The sequence below is a fragment of the Burkholderia sp. BCC0044 genome, from assembly GCF_902832955.1.
Taxonomy (GTDB): domain Bacteria; phylum Pseudomonadota; class Gammaproteobacteria; order Burkholderiales; family Burkholderiaceae; genus Burkholderia.
The window spans coordinates 1,464,234-1,486,530 of the sequence record NZ_CADFDO010000002.1 but is presented as its reverse complement, the minus strand read 5'-3'; the positions used below and the strand labels follow the sequence as shown (position 1 = coordinate 1,486,530).

At 66.3% G+C, this 22,297-nt stretch carries 16 protein-coding genes, 1 tRNA gene and 2 pseudogenes; 12 read left to right on the top strand and 7 right to left on the bottom strand.

Features of this window, described 5'->3' with window-relative positions:
- Nucleotides 1-268 precede the first annotated feature (268 nt).
- On the bottom strand, nucleotides 269-1,444 hold the full coding sequence (locus tag HWX14_RS15110; RefSeq protein ID WP_175883441.1) for an acyltransferase: 1,176 nt from the start codon (nucleotides 1,442-1,444) through the stop codon (nucleotides 269-271).
- Nucleotides 1,445-1,663: 219 nt separating this feature from the next.
- On the opposite strand from HWX14_RS15110, the gene HWX14_RS15105 reads away from it, so the two are divergent.
- Nucleotides 1,664-1,807: a hypothetical protein gene (locus HWX14_RS15105; protein ID WP_006479318.1), complete on the top strand. Its 144-nt coding sequence runs from the start codon at nucleotides 1,664-1,666 to the stop codon at nucleotides 1,805-1,807.
- A gap of 230 nt (nucleotides 1,808-2,037) precedes the next feature.
- Nucleotides 2,038-2,925, top strand: coding sequence for a UTP--glucose-1-phosphate uridylyltransferase GalU (galU, locus tag HWX14_RS15100; protein ID WP_011548079.1), 888 nt, complete (start codon nucleotides 2,038-2,040; stop codon nucleotides 2,923-2,925).
- Nucleotides 2,926-3,282: 357 nt separating this feature from the next.
- Here galU and HWX14_RS15095 read toward each other — a convergent pair whose 3' ends face one another.
- Complete coding sequence (locus HWX14_RS15095; RefSeq protein WP_175883440.1) at nucleotides 3,283-4,401, bottom strand: acyltransferase; 1,119 nt, start codon at nucleotides 4,399-4,401, stop codon at nucleotides 3,283-3,285.
- 267 nt (nucleotides 4,402-4,668) lie between these two features.
- On the opposite strand from HWX14_RS15095, the gene HWX14_RS15090 reads away from it, so the two are divergent.
- From HWX14_RS15090 to HWX14_RS15080, 3 genes and pseudogenes are all read left to right on the top strand, one after another.
- On the top strand, nucleotides 4,669-5,118 hold the full coding sequence (locus tag HWX14_RS15090; RefSeq protein WP_011548077.1) for an HU family DNA-binding protein: 450 nt from the start codon (nucleotides 4,669-4,671) through the stop codon (nucleotides 5,116-5,118).
- 234 nt (nucleotides 5,119-5,352) lie between these two features.
- Nucleotides 5,353-5,448, top strand: a pseudogene (locus HWX14_RS15085) (ATP-binding cassette domain-containing protein); the annotation flags it as partial.
- A 42-nt stretch (nucleotides 5,449-5,490) separates the two neighbouring features.
- Nucleotides 5,491-6,169: pseudogene (locus HWX14_RS15080) on the top strand (aminoglycoside adenylyltransferase family protein); the annotation flags it as partial.
- 215 nt (nucleotides 6,170-6,384) lie between these two features.
- Here the strand turns inward: HWX14_RS15080 and HWX14_RS15075 are convergent.
- The 3 genes from HWX14_RS15075 to HWX14_RS15065 form a co-directional block, all read right to left on the bottom strand.
- Nucleotides 6,385-6,858: a VOC family protein gene (locus HWX14_RS15075; protein ID WP_175883439.1), complete on the bottom strand. Its 474-nt coding sequence runs from the start codon at nucleotides 6,856-6,858 to the stop codon at nucleotides 6,385-6,387.
- Nucleotides 6,859-7,247: 389 nt separating this feature from the next.
- Nucleotides 7,248-8,405 carry a porin gene (locus tag HWX14_RS15070; RefSeq protein ID WP_175883438.1) on the bottom strand — a complete coding sequence of 386 codons (1,158 nt, stop codon included), beginning with the start codon at nucleotides 8,403-8,405 and terminating at the stop codon, nucleotides 7,248-7,250.
- 418 nt (nucleotides 8,406-8,823) lie between these two features.
- Nucleotides 8,824-9,768, bottom strand: a complete 945-nt coding sequence (locus tag HWX14_RS15065; RefSeq protein ID WP_175883437.1) for a YihY/virulence factor BrkB family protein — start codon at nucleotides 9,766-9,768, stop codon at nucleotides 8,824-8,826.
- Nucleotides 9,769-9,910: 142 nt separating this feature from the next.
- Between HWX14_RS15065 and fdnG the strand changes: the two genes are divergently transcribed.
- The 7 genes from fdnG to HWX14_RS15030 all read left to right on the top strand — a co-directional run bounded on the left by fdnG (nucleotide 9,911) and on the right by HWX14_RS15030 (nucleotide 19,138).
- A complete protein-coding gene (fdnG, locus tag HWX14_RS15060; protein WP_175883436.1) occupies nucleotides 9,911-12,982 on the top strand; it encodes a formate dehydrogenase-N subunit alpha in 3,072 nt (1,023 codons plus the stop codon).
- A gap of 10 nt (nucleotides 12,983-12,992) precedes the next feature.
- On the top strand, nucleotides 12,993-13,907 hold the full coding sequence (gene fdxH, locus HWX14_RS15055; protein WP_175883435.1) for a formate dehydrogenase subunit beta: 915 nt from the start codon (nucleotides 12,993-12,995) through the stop codon (nucleotides 13,905-13,907).
- The gene (locus HWX14_RS15050; RefSeq protein WP_089489179.1) at nucleotides 13,904-14,530 is read left to right on the top strand and encodes a formate dehydrogenase subunit gamma; all 627 of its coding nucleotides are present in this window, start codon (nucleotides 13,904-13,906) and stop codon (nucleotides 14,528-14,530) included. Before fdxH ends, HWX14_RS15050 begins: the two co-directional genes overlap by 4 nt.
- 109 nt (nucleotides 14,531-14,639) lie before the next feature.
- Entirely contained in the window at nucleotides 14,640-15,575 is a 936-nt protein-coding gene (fdhE, locus tag HWX14_RS15045; protein ID WP_175883434.1) for a formate dehydrogenase accessory protein FdhE, read from the top strand.
- Between the two features lie 73 nt (nucleotides 15,576-15,648).
- Nucleotides 15,649-17,088: an L-seryl-tRNA(Sec) selenium transferase gene (selA, locus tag HWX14_RS15040; RefSeq protein ID WP_175883433.1), complete on the top strand. Its 1,440-nt coding sequence runs from the start codon at nucleotides 15,649-15,651 to the stop codon at nucleotides 17,086-17,088.
- Nucleotides 17,085-19,010 (top strand): selenocysteine-specific translation elongation factor, encoded by a 1,926-nt coding sequence (selB, locus tag HWX14_RS15035; protein ID WP_175883432.1) that lies wholly within the window; start codon nucleotides 17,085-17,087, stop codon nucleotides 19,008-19,010. Before selA ends, selB begins: the two co-directional genes overlap by 4 nt.
- Nucleotides 19,011-19,042: 32 nt before the next feature.
- A tRNA-Sec gene (locus HWX14_RS15030) sits at nucleotides 19,043-19,138 on the top strand.
- A 135-nt stretch (nucleotides 19,139-19,273) separates the two neighbouring features.
- Here HWX14_RS15030 and HWX14_RS15025 read toward each other — a convergent pair.
- On the bottom strand, nucleotides 19,274-20,329 hold the full coding sequence (locus tag HWX14_RS15025) for an aldehyde reductase (RefSeq protein ID WP_175883431.1): 1,056 nt from the start codon (nucleotides 20,327-20,329) through the stop codon (nucleotides 19,274-19,276).
- A gap of 307 nt (nucleotides 20,330-20,636) precedes the next feature.
- The gene (locus tag HWX14_RS15020; protein ID WP_175883430.1) at nucleotides 20,637-22,292 is read right to left on the bottom strand and encodes a tannase/feruloyl esterase family alpha/beta hydrolase; all 1,656 of its coding nucleotides are present in this window, start codon (nucleotides 22,290-22,292) and stop codon (nucleotides 20,637-20,639) included.
- Nucleotides 22,293-22,297 lie beyond the last annotated feature (5 nt).

The following is a 22,297-nucleotide window of genomic DNA, read 5'->3' as shown; positions in this document are numbered from 1 at the left end:
GGGCGCGAGCGTGGCTGGTCGTCATCGGGAGCGGGGGCGGGCCGTCGGGAACGTGAAGCGGGCAGGCGACACCGTCGCACGCGTGCTGTGGCAACCACGCGGAGGCGGCCTGTGCGGGCCGTAGCGCCGTCGGCGGGCGGCAGGCTGCCCGTTCCCTTGTCGACCCGGCCCGCAACCGCGTGCCGGCCATGAAAAAGCCCCCGCGCAGCGAGACGCCGCGCGAGGGCACCGGAACCGGACCAGCCGACCGAGCCGGCCGGCCGCGCGTTCAAGCCGCCTGTTCGGGCGTCGACGCGACGACGCGGGCGGCGCGGGTCGGCTTGAAGCTGGCCGACCACATCATCGCCGGCCGTTCGAACATCCGGTAGAACAGGTACGCGACCGGAACCGCGACGGCCATGAACGCGAACGACGGCCAGATCGACAGTTGCAGTTCGGAGTGGAACAGCACCGAGCCGAGGCAGACGAACAGCGGCAGGTGGACCAGGTACAGCGAGTAGCTGAAGTCGCCGAACCAGCTCAGCACGCGCAGCGGCGGCGTCGGCCGCGGCGGGCGGGCGAGCGCGCGGTACAGGAAGCACGCGAAGCCGGCCGACCACAGCTGGAACGCGCCGTACTGGCCGACATGGAACGCGCCGCAGCCGGCGGCGAGCAGCACGGCGGCCGCGACGTACCACGCGCGCGACGGCACGACGGGCGTGCCGCGCGATTGCTGCGCGCGCACGTCGGCGATCCATGCGCCGATCGTCCAGGACAGCCAGTACGACGTGAAGAACTGCAGGTCGTGCCGTTCGAGCAGCCACGCCGACGCGACGTTGACGAGTGCGACCGCGGCCACGACGGCCGGCATGCCGATGCGCCGGCGCAGTGCGAACAGCAGCGGGTAGATCGCGTAGAACTGCACTTCGAGCGACAGCGTCCACAGCGCGCCGTTCGACCCGTACGTGTAGCCGGCAACGCCCTGCAGCGAGAACAGGTTCACGAGGAACGCGACGAGGCCGACGTCGCGGATCTTGTGGCTGACGGGCTCGATCTGCAGGCTGACCGCATCGAGCGCGAGCGTGAACAGCAGCGCGGCGAGCAGCACCGGATAGATGCGCGCGAAGCGGCGCAGCCAGAAGTTCGGCGCGTCGAGCCGGTATGCGGGATTGGCCGCGAGCTTGAGCGCCGCGTTGCGGTGGATGCAGTAGCCGCTGATCACGAAGAAGATCGGGACGCCGGCCGAGCCCCACGCGAACGGGAAGGTCAGGTAGCCGGCGATCACGCCCGGGCTGAGCGCATGACCGTAAGCATGATGGAAGCTCTGCATGCCGACCCAGACGACCTGGCGGCAGTGGAAATAGGCGACGAGCAGCGCCGCGAAGCCGCGCATCGCGTCGATCACGTGTTCCTTGTGATCGGCGACGGGCGGCGCGGCCAGAGACGATCCGCTGAAAGCTTGCATGCGATTCGATTCCTTGCGACGGAGGGACGGGAAGTTTCATCCAATCGTAATGCGCAAGAATTCGGTCAATGAATAAAAAAATACTGCCCGGAAATATCGGTATTTCACATCATGGGTTTATCGCGGCCTGAAAGCGGCTCGTCGACGGGCGCGAATTATTTGCCGATTTTTTTCTGATAGTTTGAAGCTCCAGAGTTGATTGATGCAAGGAGCGGCAAGATGGACATGCATTGGATCGCGAGTGCTGCAGTACTGCTGGTCATGGCCGTGCTGTCGGCGTACCGCGAAGCGCTGAAGAACGAACCGATCCGCCCGGGCCTCGAGCGGGGCGGCGTGCCCTATATCGAGGAATTCGAATCGTAAGAATTTGTATCCGGAAAATCGGTAATTTGTTTCTGCTCCGGCAATCGGTTCGGCAATATCGACCGGGTTGAAGCGATTATATTTTTTCCGGAATAATTGGGCAATCAGTTCATATCGAAAATGAGCGGAGTGGAATTGGCAGGACCGTCGATTCTCGATATGCCGTTCGGAACACAATCGCGCCGGGTCGCAGGTCGACGCGGCGCAGTCAACGCTATCAGGATGCGAACATGTTGAAAGTCACCAAGGCCGTGTTCCCCGTTGCCGGTCTCGGCACGCGGTTCCTCCCGGCAACGAAGGCGAGCCCGAAGGAAATGTTGCCCGTCGTCGACAAGCCGCTGATCCAGTACGCGGTCGAGGAAGCGATCAACGCCGGTATCACCGAGATGATCTTCGTCACCGGGCGCAGCAAGCGCGCGATCGAGGATCATTTCGACAAGTCGTACGAGATCGAGGCCGAGCTCGAGGCGCGCGGCAAGGAAAAGCTGCTCGAGCTCGTGCGCGGCATCAAGCCGAGCCACGTCAACTGCTTCTACGTGCGCCAGCCGGAAGCGCTCGGCCTCGGCCACGCGGTGCTGTGCGCGGAGAAGCTCGTGCACGGCGAGCCGTTCGCGGTGATCCTCGCCGACGACCTGCTGCACGGCGAACAGCCGGTGCTCAAGCAGCTCGTCGACGTGTTCGACCACTATCACAGCTCGGTGATCGGGGTCGAGACGATCCCGCGCGAGGACAGCCGCTCGTACGGCGTCGTCGAAGGCCGGGAATGGGAAGAGGACATCATCAAGCTGTCGGGCATCATCGAGAAGCCGGCGCCCGAGGATGCGCCGTCGAATCTCGGCGTGGTCGGCCGCTACGTGTTCATGCCGACGATCTTCGATCACCTGCGCAAGCTCAAGCCGGGCGCGGGCGGCGAACTGCAGCTCACCGACGCCGTCCAGTCGCTGCTCGCGAACGAACAGGTGCTCGCGTATCGCTACTACGGCACGCGTTTCGACTGCGGCAGCAAGATCGGCTATCTGAAGGCCACCGTCGAGCTCGCGCTCCAGCATCCGGAAGTGAGCCGCGAATTCGAGGCGTACCTGCGTACCTGCTTGCCCGCGCTGGCTGCCGTCGCTTAAAGCGGCCGCGCGCTCCGTCGTTTCAGGTGGTGGTTGTTCCGTTGGCCCCGGCCGCTCGCGCGCCGGGGCTTTTTTGTTTTGGGCGGGCGCACGAGCATGGTGCGCGAGGTCCGGATGCCGCACCTCGAATGGGCGGAGGGTGATGGCGCACGAAGTAGGCCGATGAGTGAGGTGGGACGTCGCGCGTGAAACCGGTGCCGACGCATTCGTCGCGTGACGGGGTCGGTGGATCGATTGCGCGGAATACACGATGCTCGAGCGGGTGTCGCGCGATCACGCATCGGCCGCCATGCCGGCAGGCGCCGGGTGTCGTCACCGGTATCGACGCATTCCCGTCCGGTTCCCGTCGCGCACTGCTCAGCGCGGCGACGCGCTCGGCTGTGCGGCGAAGTGCCGGGCCAGCATCGCGGCGATCGGCTTCTTGAAGTCGAGCAGCCGCTTTTCGAGATAGCGCCAGGACAGGTGCGCGAGCAGCACGGCGAGCGCGAATTGCAGCATTTCCGGCAGCGCGTCGCGGACGATGTCCGGCATCGGCACATGCGCGAAGAATGCGGGCAGCACGCCGAAGCGCGCCGGAATCAGGTTGTGAAACAGGTAGAAGCCGTAGCTGATCGTGCCGAGATAGGCGAGCGGCGCCCAGTCGAGCAGCGCGACTGCGGGATGCTCGGGCGCGCTGACGATCCACAGCATCAGCGCGCCGAGCGACACCGACAGCCCGAGATCCGCGAGCCCCGCGACCGCATCGGGCAACGCCGTGCACGCCGGCAGCACGAGGAAGAAGGCGACGCCGGCCGCGCCGAGCCATCCGGGCGGCACACGGCGCGCGGCGGCCGCGCCGCGATCGGCGAGCGCCATCGCGCCGACGCCGCCGAGCGCGATCAACGCGAAATTCCACGGGGAAAACGCGTAGATCAGCACCGGCGACGCGTCCGACAGGTAGAGCGCGAGATGCGCGAGCGCGCACAGCGCGACGGCCGCGACGCCGAGCGCGACGTGTCGCGCGGCGGGCACCGCGAGCAGCGCGAGCGGCGCGATCAGATAGAACTGCTGTTCGACGGCGAGGCTCCAGAAGTGCGACGTGGAGCCCGGCCAGCCGTCCTTGACGACGCCGATCCAGTAATTCGACAGGAACACCGCATGCCATGCGAGCCCGAGGTTGACGCCGCGCTGGTAGAACAGCGCGTGCGCGATCGCGAGCGCGGCGAGCAGCAGGTAATACACGGGAAAGATCCGCAGCGCGCGCTTCGCGAGGAACAGCGCGAGCGCGTGGCGGCGCGTCATGGCGCCGCGCTCGACCGCCTGGCGGTTGCGATGCAGCTCGCCGACGATCAGGAATCCGCTGATGAGGAAGAACGTCCACACGCCGAGCTTGCCGACATCGACGGCAAGGACATGGCCCTTGTGGGACAGGAAAACGAGGATGACGGCGAGGGCTCGCAGGCCGTCGAGTCCTTTGACGTATCTGACTTCGCGCATGGAGGCATTTGGGCATTGAGCGCGCCCAGTATAGGTGCGCAAATATCGAACGTAATTCGCGTTCGGGCTCGTTTGGACCTATACGTGAAGGTGTTTTTTGATGCTCGAGCGTCGACGAAGTCGGTCGCGCGCAACAAAACCTGCGGGAAACCCCGCGAAAACGCATAAAAGTACTGCACGAAGCGTCAAGGCGCTTGTAGAATCCGGCGTTGAAGCGCGCGCGTTGCACGCTTCGTGTATCCAACGACCACACCTGGTAGGAGAAACATGGCGACTTCCGCAAAAAAGGTGGCCAAGAAGGCTGCCGCACCGGCGACCAAGAAAGTGGCTGCCAAAAAGGCTGCGCCCGCGAAGAAAGTAGTGGCCAAGAAGGCTGTCGCAAAGGCAGCACCGGCTGCTCCGACGCCGCTGAAGGACAAGTTCACGAAGGCATCGCTCGCAACGCACATCGCTGAGCGCGCGGCTGTCGAAGTGAAGGCGGTCAAGGCAGTGCTCGTCGCACTCGAGAACGTCGTGCTGGGCTCGGTCCACAAGAAGGGCGCAGGCGAGTTCACGCTGCCGGGTCTGCTGAAGATCACGGCACAAGTCGTGCCGGCGAAGAAGAAGCGCTTCGGCAAGGATCCGTTCACGGGCGAAGAGCGTTGGTTCCCGGCGAAGCCGGCCAGCGTGCGCGTGAAGGCACGTGCGCTGAAGAAGCTGAAGGACGCGGCAGCGTAATGCCGCGCAACGACTGCCGAATGCATGTCGGCAGCCGTTGCGATGTCCCGAGATCCCCGTACGCGAAAGCGTGCGGGGATTTTTATTGCGCCGCGCAAAGCGCGCGGCAGCGAACAGGCGGCATCGCGATGACGGGTTGCCCGACGCATGACGCATGACGTATGACGCGCGGCGGATCGTATGTCGCGCATCTGCATCCCCAGCGCCGAGCGGCGAGCTTCGTTCGCGCGACGCGTATCGGTGTCGGTGCGGCCGGGCGAAACGCTCGGCATCGTCGGCGAATCGGGATCGGGGAAGTCGACGCTCGCGGTGGCGCTGCCCGGGTATCGTTTCTTCGCGTTCCGTGGCGAGCGCCTCGCCAGGTTAGCCGTCGTGACCGACTTCATTCCGCATGAGATCGCCGCACAGCTCGCCGCCGCACGCGCCGCGATCGAACGGCATCTCGGCGCGACGCTGCAAGCGATCCACCTGTTCGGATCGGCGCTCGACGGTGGCCTGAAACCGCGCAGCGACATCGATTTGCTGGTGACGGTAGCGGTGCGCCCGGACGAAGCGGTGCGGCGCGCGCTGATGTCGGACCTGCTCCGCGCATCGGCGCCGCCCGGTTGCAGCGGCGGCATGCGCGCGCTGGAGGTCACCGTCATCGCGCACGGCGACGTGGTGCCGTGGCGTCATCCGGCGCGACGCGAGTTGCAGTTCGGCGAATGGCTGCGCGGCGATCTGGAGGCCGGCATCGTCGAGTCGCCGCTGGTCGATCACGATCTGGCCATCCTGCTGACGAAGGCGCGACAGCACGGTGTCGCGCTGGTCGGGCCGCCCGCGGACGTGCTGTTCGAGCCGGTGCCCGCGCGCGACCGTTGCGCAGTGGGAAGCCGAACCGGACTGGCGCGGCGACGCGTGCAACATCGTGCTCGCGCTCGCACGCATCTGGTACAGCGCCGCGACCGGTGCGATCGCGCCGAAGGACGTCGCCGCGACGTGGGTGCTGGAGCGCCTGCCGGATGCGCACCGGCCCGTCGTAGCGGCTGCGCGTGCCGCCTATCTCGATGGCGAAGCGGGCGCGGCGATCCTGTCGGGCGAACCGCTGGCCGAATTCATCGGCTACGCGCGGCGGATGGTCGGGTCGATGCTGTCCGCGTAGCAGCGGGGCGCCGACGAAGCGCGTGAGCGGCTTACGGCCGGCCCGCCACGGACAGCGAACGCGCTCGCACCGGCCGCATGCGTGAACCGTCGCGCCGGGTGCGTGCAGGCGCCCGACGCGTATCGTCAGCCCGCCGTGCCCGCGAAGGCGGCTTTCAGCGCGGCGTCGTCGAACTTGGTCATCTGCATCATCGCGGCGGCCACGCGGCCCGCCTTGACCGCGTCGCGGTCGGCCATCATCGGGATGAGCGCTTCCGGAACGATCTGCCATGACACGCCGTAGCGATCCCTCAGCCAGCCGCAGCCGTCGGCCGTGCCGCCGTTGTCGAGCAAGGCGCTCCAGTAGCGGTCGAGTTCCGCCTGGTCCGCGCAACTGACGAGCAGCGAGATCGTGTGATTGAACGCTTCCGTGCGCGGATGACTCATCGCGAGGAACGGCTGCCCGAACAGCTCGAATTCGACCATCCGCGTGCTGTCGGTGCCGGGCACCGCCGTGACGCGCACGATGCGCGAATCCGGAAAGATGCCGGCATAGAAGGCCGCTGCTTCTTCGGCTTGCGTCGAATACCAGAGAAAAGGCGTGATCTTCTGAATCGTCATGACGAGTCTCCTGTCTGTATGGGTCCGCGGCAAACCGGTGCCGCCATCGATACGACGGACGACGCCTGCCGAAATCGACACGCGGCGCAAACAAATCCCGCGTCGGTCGAGCCGGGCGGCGCCGGCTGTGCGGATGGTAGTCGCGCTGCGAAAAAACGGCGACCTCTGCGGACAGCGAAAACGGTATTGCGGTTGCATTGCAGCCGCCAGGCGCCGCTGCCGGCCAGCCAGCCTACGTCGGGGCATCGGCTTCGGCTCGGAGGCGCTGCGGGCGCTGCCGGCCGCGCCGGCGGCGGACGAAAAAAAGCCAGCCGCGGCCGAAACCGGGGCTGGCTTTCCAGGTCGGCGACAAGGCGTCAAAGACGCCATGCACACCGGATACTTCGTTTTTAGAACTTGTGACGCAGGCCGAGTGCGACGATTTCCTGCGAGCTCTTGCCGGCGATGCCGTACGAGCCGACCGACGCTTGCGCATCGGTACCGTCGGCGTTCTTGCCGCTTGCGTGCTGGTACGCGCCAACCAGGTAGATGTCCGTACGCTTCGACAGCGAGTAGTCCGCGCCGAGCGAAACCTGGTGGTACTTGGCGTCCGTCTGGCCGCTACCCTTCGTGTAGATGTAGCCGACGCCCAGCAGCAGCGGTGCCGATGCCTGGTACGTGACGAATGCGCGGCCCGTGTTGTACTTCTGGTTCGTGCCGAAGCCCGAGTTCGCATCCGCCTTGTACTGCGCGTTGCTGTAGCCGAGGCCGAACGTCACCGGGCCGAATGCGTACTGGCCAGCGACTTGCGCGATGCCGATCGACGATGCCGACGTGTACGCGTTGTTGATGAAGTTGCCCGAGCCGTCGAAGATCGCGTCCGACGTGCCGGCCCAGCCGGTGCGTTGGCCAACTGCGCTCAGCGGAGCCGAGTTGTTCGCGTGGAAGTAGCCAGCAGCCAGGCCGAGGGGGCCGTTGTTGTACGCTGCCGCTGCCGCCCACGTCTGACCCTTGCCGGTTGCGCCGGCGACGCCGCCGAGTGCGTACAGTGCTTCGACCTGGAGACCTGCCCAGACCGGCGACGTGTACTTGATCGCGTTGCTGACGCGCAGGCTGTTGTCGTTGTTGTCGACGTCACCCGGCGTGGCGAACACGCTGCCGAAGTAGTTGTCAGCCGTCACAGCCTGAACCAGGTCGACGAGCGGGTCGTACTGGCGACCCAGCGTCAGCGTACCGTACTGGTCGCTTTGCAGACCGACGAAAGCTTGACGACCGAACATGCGGCCACCCTGGCCCAGTGCGCCCGATGCCGAGTTGAAGCCGTTTTCCAACTGGAAGATCGCCTTCAGGCCGCCACCGAGGTCTTCCGAACCCTTCAGGCCGAAGCGGCTGCCTTGCAGGTTGCCGCTACCCATCGACCACGAATTGTTACCTTGACCATCGTTACCGTGAACATAGGTGATCGACGTGTCGATCACGCCGTACAGCGTGACGCTCGACTGAGCTTGAGCAGCGCCGGCCGCGCCCAGCAGGGCGAGCGAGAGGGTCGAGAGAGCAAGTTTCTTCATCGTTGAGTTTCTCCACGCAAGTGATTCATCGTTATTTGTTGCGGATTGGAGAATAGCTCAGTGCCATACACGCAAGAAAGCTTAAAAAATAAAGTGTCTCGAAAAGGTAACAGCAGGAAAAAGTCCATATATATCAAGCACATCAGCAACTGTTCCTGTTTATGAAATAGTTGACAATTGCTGCGCCGCGATTGTTTCAAAAGTTGACGTGCATGGCGTCACACTCCCTGTTTCGGCCCGTTCCGGCAACGAAACGAGGGTGTGCAAACGTTTGCGATTGCAGGTGCGTGTGCGCCGACGTGTCAGGAAACCACTGACGCCGCGCGGATGCGCGGCCGACAACGGGTTGCAAGGAGGCGGGCAGGTGTGCCGGGTGCGCGCGGGATCGATGCGCGGCCGTGTTCAGTAGGCCGGCAAGTCAGTCGTCGCGCGCGCGATCGTCGGCAGGGCCGGGCTGAGCGGCTTGGGCGGACGCGGCCGGCGCCGCATGCTCGGCCGGCCGATGCGCGTTGCCGCGGGCCGCCGCGAATTCCGCGCCGAGCAGCAGCACGATCGCGGAGAAGTACAGCCACATCAGCAGGACCGCGAACGATCCGGCCGCGCCGAACGCACTGGCGGTGCCCGCATGCGCGAGATACAGCGCGAACAGCTTCTTGCCGCCGGAGAACAGGATCGCGGACACGATGCCGCCGATCGCGGCGTCGCGCCACGCGACGCGCGCATCGGGCAGGAATTTCATCAACGACGCGAACGCGGCCGCCAGCACCGCGATGCCGACGAAGAACTGGATGAGGTTCGTGACGGCCACGTACGGCGAATCGCCCAGCAGCCAGGTGCCGATGAAGGTGATCGCGGTGTCGAGCACGAGCGACACGATCAGCAGGAACGCGACGCCCAGCACGAGCCCGAACGAGATCAGCCGCACGCGCACCAGCCCGAGCATGCTCGACCAGCGGCTTTCGGTGGCCGGCCAGATCACGCTGAGCGCCGCGCTGAGCGACGCGAACGTGGCCGACGCGCCGATCGCGAGCGCGGCGAACGAGATCAGCGTGGCGAGGCCGCCGCGCTCGCCGGCGCGGTGCGCGTTCTGCACGATCGTCTGGATGCTGGCCGCCGCGTCGTCGCCGATCAACTGGTGCGCCTGTTCGAACACCTGGCCGCGCGCGGCGTCGTCGCCGTAGAACCAGCCGGCCACCGCGATCACCATCACGAGGGTCGGCGCGAGCGAGAACGCGGAGAAAAACGCGATGCCCGCGGCCATCGACGAGCAGCGGTCGGACGAGAAGCGCTTGAACGCGGTGAGGGCCCAGTTGGCCTGCTGCTGGGCGAGACGGGTGGCTTCGGACGTGATCTGTCGTTTCATGACGGTTCGGTTGCGCGCGGAACGCGGATCATCTCAGTTAATCGGACAAATCGGTATTGATCCGAGGATTCGATCAGAGTTGCCTGAACTGTCTATAATTCCTTTCAGTCGTACCCCACCCTACAATAACGCCGAGACCGCCATGCTACAAATGTCCCGGCGCCAGTTCCTGAAGGTGACGGCCACGTCGCTTGCCGGATCGAGTCTTGCCCTGATGGGCTTTTCTCCATCCGAAGCGCTGGCCGAAGTCCGACAGTACAAACTGGCGCGCACCGTCGAAACGCGCAACACCTGTCCTTACTGTTCAGTGGGTTGCGGCATCCTGATGTACAGCCTCGGCGACGGCGCGAAGAATGCGCAGCCGAGCATCATCCACATCGAAGGCGACCCCGACCACCCGGTCAATCGCGGCACGCTGTGCCCGAAGGGCGCGAGCCTGATCGACTTCATCCACAGCCCGAACCGCCTGACGCACCCCGAGTATCGTGCGCCCGGCTCGGACAAGTGGGAACCCATCTCGTGGAACGACGCGCTCGACCGCATCGCGAAGCTGATGAAGGCCGACCGCGACGCGAACTTCGTCGAGACGGCCGAAGACGGCGCGAAGGTCAACCGCTGGCTGACGACCGGCATGCTGGCCGCGTCGGCGGGCAGCAACGAGGTCGGCTACCTGACGCACAAGACCATCCGCAGTCTCGGGATGCTCGCATTCGACAATCAGGCGCGTGTCTGACATGGCCCGACGGTGGCAGGTCTTGCCCCGACGTTTGGCCGTGGAGCGATGACGAACCATTGGGTCGACATCAAGAACGCGGACGTGATTCTCGTGATGGGCGGCAATGCAGCCGAGGCCCATCCGTGCGGTTTCAAGTGGGTAACGGAGGCGAAGGCGCACCGCAAGGCGCGGCTGATCGTCGTCGACCCGCGCTTCACGCGTACGGCCTCGGTGGCCGATTACTACGCGCCGATCCGCACCGGCACCGACATCGTCTTCCTGGGCGGCGTCATCAACTATCTGCTGACGAACGACAAGATCCAGCATGAGTACGTGAAGAACTACACGGACTTCTCGTTCATCGTGCGCGAGGATTTCGCGTTCAACGACGGCATCTATTCCGGCTACGACGCCGAGAAGCACGCGTACCCGGACAAATCGAGTTGGGACTACGAGCGCGGCGACGACGGTTTCGCGAAGGTCGACCCGACGCTGCAGCATCCGCGCTGCGTCTACAACCTGCTGAAGCAGCATTACGCGCGCTATACGGCGGACAGGGTCCAGCAGGTCTGCGGCACGCCGAAGGAGAAATTCCTGAAGGTGTGCGAGATGCTCGCGACCACGGCCGTTCCGGGCCGCGCCGGCACGGTGCTGTACGCGCTCGGCTGGACCCACCACTCGATCGGCGCGCAGATCATCCGCACCGGCGCGATGGTGCAGTTGCTGCTCGGCAACATCGGCATCGCCGGCGGCGGGATGAACGCGCTGCGCGGCCACTCGAACATCCAGGGGCTGACCGACCTCGGGCTGATGTCGAACCTGCTGCCGGGCTACATGACGCTGCCGATGCAGGCCGAGCAGGATTTCGACGCGTACATCAAGAAGCGCGTGCAGGAACCGCTGCGGCCGAACCAGCTCAGCTACTGGAAGAACTACAAGGCGTTCCACGTCAGCTTCATGAAGTCGTGGTGGGGCGACGCGGCCACCGCCGAGAACAACTGGGCGTACGACTACCTGCCGAAGCTGGACAAGCAGTACGACCTGCTGCAGGCGATCGAGCTGATGAATGCCGGCAAGATGAACGGCTACATCTGCCAGGGCTTCAATCCGCTCGCGGCGGCGCCGTCGAAGGTGAAGACGGCGGCGGGCCTCGCGAAGCTGAAGTGGCTCGTGATCATGGATCCGCTCGCGACCGAGACGTCCGAGTTCTGGAAGCATCACGGCGACTACAACGACGTCGATGCGTCGAAGATCCAGACCGAGGTGTTCCGCCTGCCGACCACCTGCTTCGCGGAGGAAAACGGCTCGCTCGTCAGTTCGAGCCGCGTGCTGCAGTGGCACTGGAAGGGCGCGGAGCCGCCGGGCGAAGCGAGGAGCGACCTCGAGATCATGTCGGGGCTGTTCCTGCGCATGCGCAAGCTGTACCAGAAGGACGGCGGCAAGTATCCGGACCCGATCGTGAACCTGACCTGGCCGTACGCGAACCCGGAAAGCCCGACGCCCGAGGAACTGGCGATGGAGTTCAACGGGAAAGCGCTCGCCGATCTGCCCGATCCGAAGGATCCGGCGAAGACGCTCGTGAAGAAGGGCGAGCAGCTCGCCGCGTTCGCGCAACTGAAGGACGACGGCACGACCGCGAGCGGCTGCTGGATCTTCTGCGGCGCGTGGACCCAGGCCGGCAACCAGATGGGGCGGCGCGACAACTCCGACCCGACCGGCATCGGCCAGACGCTGAACTGGGCGTGGGCGTGGCCGGCGAACCGGCGGATCCTGTACAACCGCGCATCGTGCGACGTCGCCGGCAAGCCGTTCGATCCGACCCGCAAGCTGATCGGCTGGAACGGCAGCGCATGGAAGGGCGCCGACGTGCCGGACTTCAAGGCTGACGAACCGCCCGAAAACGGGATGGGGCCGTTCATCATGAACCCGGAAGGCGTCGCGCGCTTCTTTGCCCGCGCGGGGATGAACGAAGGTCCGTTCCCCGAGCACTACGAGCCGTTCGAGACGCCGCTCGGCGCGAACCCGCTGCATCCGAACAACCCGCTGGCGCTGAACAACCCGGCCGCCCGCGTGTTTCCGGACGACCGCGCGTCGTTCGGCAAGGTGGCGGAGTTCCCGCACGTGGCGACCACCTACCGGCTGACCGAGCATTTCCACTACTGGACCAAGCATGCGCGGCTGAACGCGATCATCCAGCCCGAGCAATTCGTCGAGATCGGCGAAGACCTCGCGAAGGAAGTCGGCGTCGCGCATGGCGAGCGCGTGAAGGTGTCGTCCAAGCGCGGCTACATCGTCGCGGTCGCCCTCGTCACGAAGCGGATCAAGCCGCTGACGGTCGACGGCAAGAAGGTCCAGACGGTCGGCGTCCCGTTGCACTGGGGCTTCAAGGGCCTGACGAAGCCCGGCTATCTCGCCAATACCCTGACTCCGTCCGTGGGCGACGGCAACTCCTATACACCGGAATTCAAGTCGTTCCTGGTGAAGGTCGAAAAGGCGTAAGGGGGAAGAGATGGCATTGCAATCGCTGGATATCAAGCGGGTCTCGGCCACCACGACGCCACCGCCCACGGTGCGCGAACCGGTGACCGGGAGCGTCGCGAAGCTGATCGACGTATCGAAGTGCATCGGCTGCAAGGCATGCCAGACGGCGTGCATGGAGTGGAACGACCTGCGCGACGAGGTCGGCACCAACGTCGGCGTGTACGACAACCCGGCCGACCTGACCGAGCATTCGTGGACGGTCATGCGGTTCTCCGAATACGAGAACCCGGCGGGCGACCTCGAGTGGCTGATCCGCAAGGACGGCTGCATGCACTGCGAGGATCCGGGCTGCCTGAAGGCGTGTCCGTCGCCGGGCGCGATCGTGCAGTACAACAACGGGATCGTCGATTTCCACGAGGAGAACTGCATCGGTTGCGGCTACTGCGTGACCGGTTGCCCGTTCAACGTGCCGCGGATCTCGAAGAAGGATCATCGCGCGTACAAGTGCACGCTCTGTTCCGACCGCGTCGCGGTCGGCCAGGAACCGGCCTGCGTGAAGACCTGCCCGACGGGCGCGATCGTGTTCGGCACCAAGGAGGACATGAAGCAGCACGCGGCCGAGCGGATCGAGGACCTGAAGGAACGCGGCTTCGAGCATGCGGGGCTGTACGACCCGCAAGGCGTCGGCGGCACGCACGTGATGTACGTGCTGCACCACGCGGACAAGCCGTCGCTCTATCACGGGCTGCCCGACAACCCGTCGATCAGCCCGATGGTGAAGCTGTGGAAGGGCATCGCGAAGCCGCTCGCGGTCGCGGGCCTCGCGCTGACCGCGCTGGCCGGGTTCTTCCACTACGTCCGCGTCGGTCCGAACGAGGTGAGCGACGAAGAGGAATCGGCCGCGCGCGACGAAGCGCGACGCATCAAGGAGGACGCGCAATGAACCACGACGACCCCAACCTGATCGTCCGCTACACGCCGAACGAGCGCACGAACCACTGGATCACCGCGATCACGTTCGTGCTGCTCGCGTTGTCCGGGCTCGCGCTGTTCCATCCGTCGATGTTCTGGCTCACCGCGCTGTTCGGCGGCGGCCAGTGGACGCGGATCCTGCACCCGTTCGTCGGCCTCGTGATGTTCGTGTCGTTCGCGATTCTCGTGGTGCGCTTCTGGCACCACAACGCGCTCGACGCGGACGATCGCCAGTGGCTCAGGCAGATCGGCGACGTGCTGACCAACCAGGAGGACAAGCTGCCGCCGGTCGGGCGCTATAACGCCGGGCAGAAGCTGCTATTCTTCACGCTGGTGGCGTGCCTGCTGCTGCTCCTGCTGTCGGGAATCGTGATCTGGCGGCGCTACTTCTCGTTCTACTTCCCGATCGGGGTGATCCGCGCGGCCGCTGTCGTGCATGCCGTGGCGGCCTTCGTGCTGATCGCGAGCATCATCGTGCACATTTACGCGGCGTTGTGGGTGAAGGGTTCGATCGGCGCGATGGTGCGCGGCACCGTCACGCTGGGCTGGGCCCGCAAGCATCACCCGAAGTGGTTCCGTGAAAGCGTGAAGTAACGCAGCGGAGCGGGGCGGTACGCCGATTGCGGCGTGCTGCTCCACCCACCGCAGGAATCGCCCGAAAGCGCCGATTCGTCGGCGCTTAGTTTTTTTGGAAGATATTTTCGTGACACAACGCATTCTGGAGCCGACCGAGATCTCGGCACTCGATCATTCGGCCATTCCGCGCTTTCGCCTGCCGGAGCGCGCGACCGCGTTCGCGGCGCGCGCCGCGCGGCTGCGCAAGCTGGCCGACCTGAACCCGATCAGCGGCTACCTGCGGCTGATGGCGACCGTCGCCGACGCGCAGCACGCGACGCTGCAGACGCTGGAGCTGCCGCTGCCGTCGAAGGAAGCGATCGCACGCGCGCAGGAACATTCGATGCCGCTCGTGCCGTCGCTCGACGGCGAGCGCGATGCGCGCTGGCGCGCGGTGCTGTATGAACTGCTCGACCGCGTCGAAGGCGCCGGGCTCGTCAATCCGCAGCTCGCGAAGCTGCTCGACCGGCTGCGCCTGATGGCGCCCGCCGAGCTCGACGCGCAGGCCGACGCGATCCTCGCGCTGCGCTTCGCCGAGGTCGACCCGGCCACCGCGCCGTTCCTGATGGCCGCGCTGCAGGTCGCATGGACGGACCTCGCGAGCCGCGTGACGCCGACCGACGTTCCGTATCTCGACCAGCCGGGGCTGTGCCCGGTGTGCGGCACGCATCCGGTCGCGAGCGTCGTGCGGGTCGGCGGCCAGTACCAGGGTTACCGTTTCCTGCAATGCGGGCTGTGCACGACCGAGTGGCACATGGTGCGCACCAAGTGCTCGCACTGCGATTCGACGAAGGGCATCGCGTATCACGGGATCGAAGGCGGCAGCGAAGCCATCAAGGCCGAATCGTGCGACGAGTGCAAGACCTATCGCAAGATCGGCTATCAGGAGAAGGACTACGAGTTCGAGCCGCTGGCGGACGATCTCGCGAGCCTCACGCTCGACCTGCTGATGAACGAGGCCGGCTACCAGCGCAGTTCGCCGAACCCGCTGCTGTGGCCCGACGTGGCGCGGGAAGCGGAGTGACGGCACGGGGCCGGGGCGGTGCGCGAGCGTCGGCCCGGCCGACTGCGAAGCATGAGACTGGAGCCACAACGACGTGACCGAACCGGGTGTGAATGAACTGAATGCCGTGCTGGCGCGTGTGCCGTCGGTCGAGCGCGTGCTGTCGTCGGCGCCGCTGCAGCCGCTCGTCGCCGACTATGGCCGCACGCGCGTGCTGAACGCCGTGCGCGCCGAACTGGAGCGCTGGCGCACGGCCGCGCAGCACGACCCCGCGGCGGCCGAGCCGCTCGACGAGCCGCGCATCGCCGCAGCCGTCGCGCGCACGTTGGCCGCGCAGAATGCGGGCGCGGTGCGCGCCGTGTTCAACCTGACCGGCACCGTGCTGCACACGAACCTCGGGCGCGCGCTGCTGCCCGACGACGCGGTGCGCGCGGTGGTCGACGCGCTCACGCGGCCCGTCAACCTCGAATTCGATCTCGCCACCGGCCGCCGCGGCGATCGCGACGACCTGATCGACGCTCTGTTGTGCGAACTGACGGGCGCGGAAGCCGCGACCGTCGTCAACAATAATGCGGCGGCCGTGCTGCTGACGCTGTCGGCGCTCGCGACGAAGCGGGAAGTCGTCGTGTCGCGCGGCGAGCTGGTCGAGATCGGCGGAGCATTCCGCATTCCCGACATCATGAGCCGTGCCGGCGCGAAGCTGCGCGAGGTCGGCACGACCAACCGCACGCATCTGCGCGACTACGCGGATGCGATCGGCCCGCGCACGGCGTTGCTGATGAAGGTGCACTGCAGCAACTACGCGATCAGCGGCTTCACGAAGGAGGCGACGCTCGCCGAACTCGCGCCGCTCGCGCGCGAGCACGGCGTGCCGGTCGCCGTCGATCTCGGCAGCGGCACGCTGGCCGACCTGTCGCAATGGGGTTTGCCGCACGAGACGACCGTGCAGGAAACCGTCGCCGCCGGCGCAAACGTTGTCACGTTCAGCGGCGACAAGCTGCTCGGCGGCCCGCAGGCCGGCCTGATCGTCGGCGATCGCGCGCTCATCGCGAAGATCAAGAAGCATCCGCTCAAGCGCGCGCTGCGCGTCGGCAAGTTGACGCTCGCGGCGCTCGAACCCGTGCTGCGCCTGTACCAGTCGCCCGAGTTCCTGCGCGACCGGCTCACGACGCTGCGCCTGCTGACGCGCCCGCAGCGCGAGATCGCCGAAGCCGCCGAACGCGTGCGCCCGGCGTTGCAGGCCGCGCTCGGCAGCGGTTTCGACGTGACGGTCGAGCCGATGTTCAGCCAGATCGGTAGCGGCGCGCTGCCGGTCGACCAGTTGCCGAGCGCCGGGCTCGTGGTGCGCTCGGCCGATGGCAAGCGCAGCGGCCGTGCGCTCGCGCAGCTCGAGAAGCGGCTGCGCGAATGGCCGCGCCCGGTGATCGGCCGCGTGGCCGACAACGCGCTGCGGCTCGACCTGCGCTGCCTCGAAGCGGCCGACGAAGCGGCGTTCGTCGCGCAATGCGTGCCGCTCGCGGGGCCGGCCGCATGATCGTCGGGACCGCGGGACACATCGACCACGGCAAGACGACGCTCGTGCGTGCGCTGACCGGCGTCGACACCGATCGGCTGAAGGAAGAGAAGGCGCGCGGCATCTCGATCGAACTCGGCTACGCGTACACGCCGCTCGACAACGGCGACGTGCTCGGCCTGATCGACGTGCCGGGCCACGAGAAGCTGATTCATACGATGGCCGCCGGCGCGTGCGGCATCGACTTCGCACTGCTCGTGATCGCCGCCGACGACGGCGTGATGCCGCAGACCCGCGAGCATCTCGCGATCCTGCAACTGCTCGGCGTCACGCATGGCGCCGTCGCGCTGACGAAATGCGATCGCGTCGATGCCGCGCGCGTTGCCGAGGTGCGCGACGAGATCGCCGTCTGGCTGCACGACTCGACGCTGGCCGGCGTGCCGATCTTCGAAACGCGTGCAACGGCGGCCGACGATTCCGGCGTCGCCGCGTTGAAGCAGCACCTGGCCGACGCGGCGATCGCGTGGCGCACGCGTCGCGACGACGGGCTGTTCCGGCTCGCGGTCGATCGCGTGTTTACGCTCGCCGGGCAGGGCACCGTCGTGACGGGTACCGCGTTCGCGGGCCGGGTCGCGACCGGCGACACGCTCGCGATCGTGCGCACGGGCGGCGCGGCCCGCGTGCGCAGCATCCATGCGCAGAACCGGCCGGTCGAGGCCGGCCGCGCGGGCGAGCGTTGCGCGCTGAACCTGGCCGGCGTCGACAAGGCAGACATCGAGCGAGGCGACACCGTCGCCGATGCGCGGCTCGTCGCGACGTCGCCGCGCCTGGACGTCGAGCTGACGTTGCTCGCGGACGCCGGGCTGACGCTGACGCACTGGGCGCCGCTGCATGTGCATCTCGGCACGCTGCATCGCGTGGCCCACGTCGCGCTGCTGGACGGCGACACACTCGCCGCCGGCCAGCGGATGCGCGTGCAACTGGTGTTCGACGAGCCGGTGTTCGCGCTGCCGGGCGACCGCTTCATCGTCCGCAATCCGCAGGCGACGCGCACCGTCGGCGGCGGCCGCGTGCTCGATCCGTTCGGGCCGGCCCGCAAGCGTCGCACGCCTGCGCGCCGCGCGTGGCTCGATGCGCTCGCGGCGTGGCTCGACGAAGGGCGCGTCGATGCGCTGCTCGCGCAGGCGCCGCTCGGCATGGCGCGCGCGACGCTCACGCATCTGACGGGGTTCGCGCCGAACGTGCTGGCGTTGCCGGGCGATGCGTTGGCGATCGGGCAACGCGATGCCGCGTCGAACGAAGGCGCGGTGATTTCGCATGCGCACTGGCGGGCGTTGCAGACGCGGGCGGTCGATACGCTGCGCGCGTACCACGAGCGCATGCCCGACGAGCAGGGGCTCGACGCCGCACGCTTGCGGCGGATGGCTGCGCCGCTCGTCGGCGATGCGCTGTGGCGCGCGCTCGTCGATGCGCTGGTGGCGGGCGGCGAAGTCGCGCGCAGCGGGCCATGGCTGCATCTGCCGTCGCATTCGGTGAGCCTCGAGCCGCGCGAGGAAGCGCTGGCGCAGCAACTGCTGCCGCTGATCCACGCGGGGCGCTTCGATCCGCCGTGGGTGCGCGACCTGGCCCGGGACACGGGCGCGGCGGAAGACGCGGTGCGCACGCTGCTGCGCAAGCTCGCGCGGCGCGGCGACGTGCACCAGGTCGTGCGCGACCTGTTCTATCACGCGGACGTCGCGCGTGAACTGGCGGAACTGGTCGCGCATCTCGCGCCGTCGCGCGGCGGCGGGCTCGATGCGGCGACGTTCCGCGACGCGACGGGGCTCGGTCGCAAGCGCGCGATCCAGATTCTCGAGTTCTTCGATCGGGTTGGGTATACTCGCTTCCACCGCGATCTTCACTACCTGCGGCCTGACAGTGGTTGGGCGGGTATTCAGGCGTAGGCGCTCGTTTTTCTCGTGATTCTTTTCCCCGCGGAAGGCATTCGTATCCGGTGGTACGGCCGGGCTTCAAACCCGGTTGGGGGTGTCAGACACTCCCGGGTAGGTTCGACTCCTGCTGCCTTCCGCCATTTCTGGCTTCCTCGGCATCCCGACGACTTCCGTAAACGCTCCGCACGTCGCCGAGAGGCCCCGGCAGCGCATTCTATTGCCCGTCGTATCGTCAGGCCGAAACAAGATCTCGGCGGAGGCAGGCGGCGCGCATGCTATCGCCGGCCGGCATCACGCAGCAGCCCGAGGCGCACGAGGCTTTCGGCCGTCGCGACAATGGCGTCCTCGCGCGGGCGGGGCGCCCAGCCGAGCGAGCTGCTGGCCTTCTGGCTGGTGGCGTTCAGATTGCGGCCGAGCAGCGGCAGCGATCCTCGCAGCGCCGGATCCCTGAGCGCACCGATGCGTACCAGCCAGTCGGGCAGCACGCGGGTGGACACGTGGCGCGCGGCATCCCCCATGCGCGCTTTGAGCACCTGCGCGACTTCGGCGAGCCACATGCTTTCGCCTGCAATGGCAATGAAGCGCTCGCCGTTCGCGGCTTCGTGCGTCATGGCTCTCACATGCAGGTCGGCGACATCGCGCACGTCGACGAAGCCGGTATTGATGCGCGGATTGCCGGGCTGGCCGTCCAGCATGCCCCTGATCAGGCGGATGGAGTGCGAATAGTCGTCGCCGAGCACGGGCCCGAGAACCGTCACCGGATTGATCGCGGACAGTTGCATGCCGCGTCCTTCTCGCGCGACGAAATCCCACGCCGCGCGCTCCGACAAGGTCTTCGATTTCTGATAAGGCCAGACGTCGGGGCCTGTCAGGTCGCTCCAGTCGGTCTCGTCGAAGGGGCGGCTCATGGGCCCGTGTCCGGCGCAGATCGCACCGAAAGCGGAGGTCAGCACGACGCGCTTTACACCGGTGTCCCGCGCCGTACGCAACACGCGCAGCGTGCCTTCCACGGCCGGCTTGACCCAGTCGTCTTCGTTCGTCTGCGTGCCGGTGGGCGTGGGCGACGCACCATGCACGACGTAAGTGCAACCGGCAGTGGCCTGTTGCCAGCCGTCGTCGGAGAGGAGATCCGCCACGACGAACGACAGACGGTCTCCGGGCTGTGCCCCGCCTGTTTCGAGCTGGGCGCGCACCTCCGTCTCGCGCGTGAGCGAGCGGACGGTGGTGCGCACCTGATAGCCGTGATTCAGCAGCGCCAGGATGCAGTGTTGTGCAATGAAGCCGGTGCCGCCTGTTACGAGAACCGATACGTCGTTGATGTTGCTGTTCATGTCGTTGATTGTCCCGGACGAAGAACCGAAGGTTAAGACCCGGCCTGCGGCTTGTTAATGCTCCATAGTGCGATTTACTTGCGCGACAGTACGATGATGAGTGACGGCTCCTGCTCCGACATCCTGAGACTCACGAACGCCCGATCGCTTTGGAAGCGAGGACGTCGGATTACCGACGGCAAAACGGTCGTTCGTCCTCGCAAGCGATCCTTGCGTTCCGCCCGTCGACGCGATGGCGTTGCGCTCGGGCGCCGGAAAGTCGGCGGTGAAACCGGGCAACGGCGATGACGAGAAAAACTGCCGCGCGCTACGAGCGAGTGCACTGGAAGCTCGCCGCTGCCTTTACATCGCCGCCGATATACTTTGGCCACAGTGGATAGCGGCACAACGGGCGCGTCCTGCCGAGCGTGGCCGCGTTGAGGTCGCTCATCGTCAGCGTTTCAGGCGCGTTGCCACTTTCTACCCATTCATCGAGTGCGGAGAGTGAATCGATGGCGGGATGAAACGGTCCCGTGCCATGGCCGACCCCCGGCATCAGATAAAACCGCACGAAGCCGTCGACTGTCCCTTGTCCGAAACGCTGCACCAGACCGGTGTAATAGTCGGTGCTCGAGTCGGTGCTCACGATTTCGTCGGCAAGGCCGTGCGTCATGATGAGCTTGCCGCCTTTCGCGACATAGGCGCTCAGGTCGGTGCTCGTTGCATCGGTGAGTGCCGATAGCGCCTGGACGCGCGACGCATACGGATCGGGATTGACCGGATCGAACGTCAACGAATCGAATGTGGATACGCGCGTGACGAAGTACTTGACCCATTGATCGCCTGTCACCCACTGGTTCGCATCTTTCTTTCCTGCCGGATTGGCGGGTACTTTCGATTCGCCGAGATCGCGCGTCGTGTACGGCCCCGCGAACACCGAACCCGCGAGGATGTTGTAGCCAGCGTATTGCGTCACGCCGTTCGCAAGTGGATACCGCAATTGCAACGGCGCGGCGATGGTCTGAACGGTCGCGATCTGCGCATCCGACAGACAGGTGTCGCCCGAATCCACGCCGTTCGGACAGCGCACGGACGCCAGCACCGTCGCCGATTGCGCCTTGCACGCCGCCACGTTGGACACGATGCCGTCGGCGACGCCGTCGAGCGCATCGCACGCGCTCATGACGGCATTTTGCAGCAGCACCGTTTTGGCGACATCGAGCCAGCCTGCGCCGTTGTTCAAGTAGAGTGCGCGGCCCAGCACGACGTTGCTCAAACGCAGCCCGGTATAGTTGAGCGCCGGGCGATTCACGACGATACCGTCATAGTCCGCGGGCCAGCGTTGCGCTTCGCTCAACCCGTCCCGACCGCCCGTTGAGCTGCCGAAGAAATAGGTTTTGCCCGGCGCGCCCGCGTAGCGCTTTCTGATGAGCGCCATCGCGACGTCGTGTGTCTTCTTCAGACTCAGTCCGCCGTAGTTCGCAAGCGATTCGTCATTGGCGGCGAACTTGCCGTCGGTGATGCTGGAGCTCTGATGCCCGGAATCGTCGCCGAACGTCGCGTAGCCGTTGGCAAGCGGCGTCGGCGTGCCCGTTGGCGCCATGTCGAGCGGGTCGACGCCGGTAATCAGCGTACCGTCGAAGCCGCCGCCGCCATAATGCAGCGCCTTGCGGTTCCAGTGAGTCGGCAGATTGACCTGAAACCGGATCGACGGCGCCGCGGGATCGACGGGAGCGATTGCACCATTCACCTGACAGTATTCACCGCCGGTTTCCACCAGCGTCGCGCTCGTGATCGTGGCGCCGCCGGTCGGCTCGGCAATCGAAGATGCCGGAATTGCCAGGCCGTTCAATGCCGCGCATTGCGTTGCAGATGAGGGCGGTGGCGGCGCGCTTGCCGAAGCGCCGCCGCCCGACTCATTGCCGCCGCACGCGCTGATGCACAGGCTAAGGGCGAGCGCCCACCACAACGGTCTGTTGTCCATCGTCG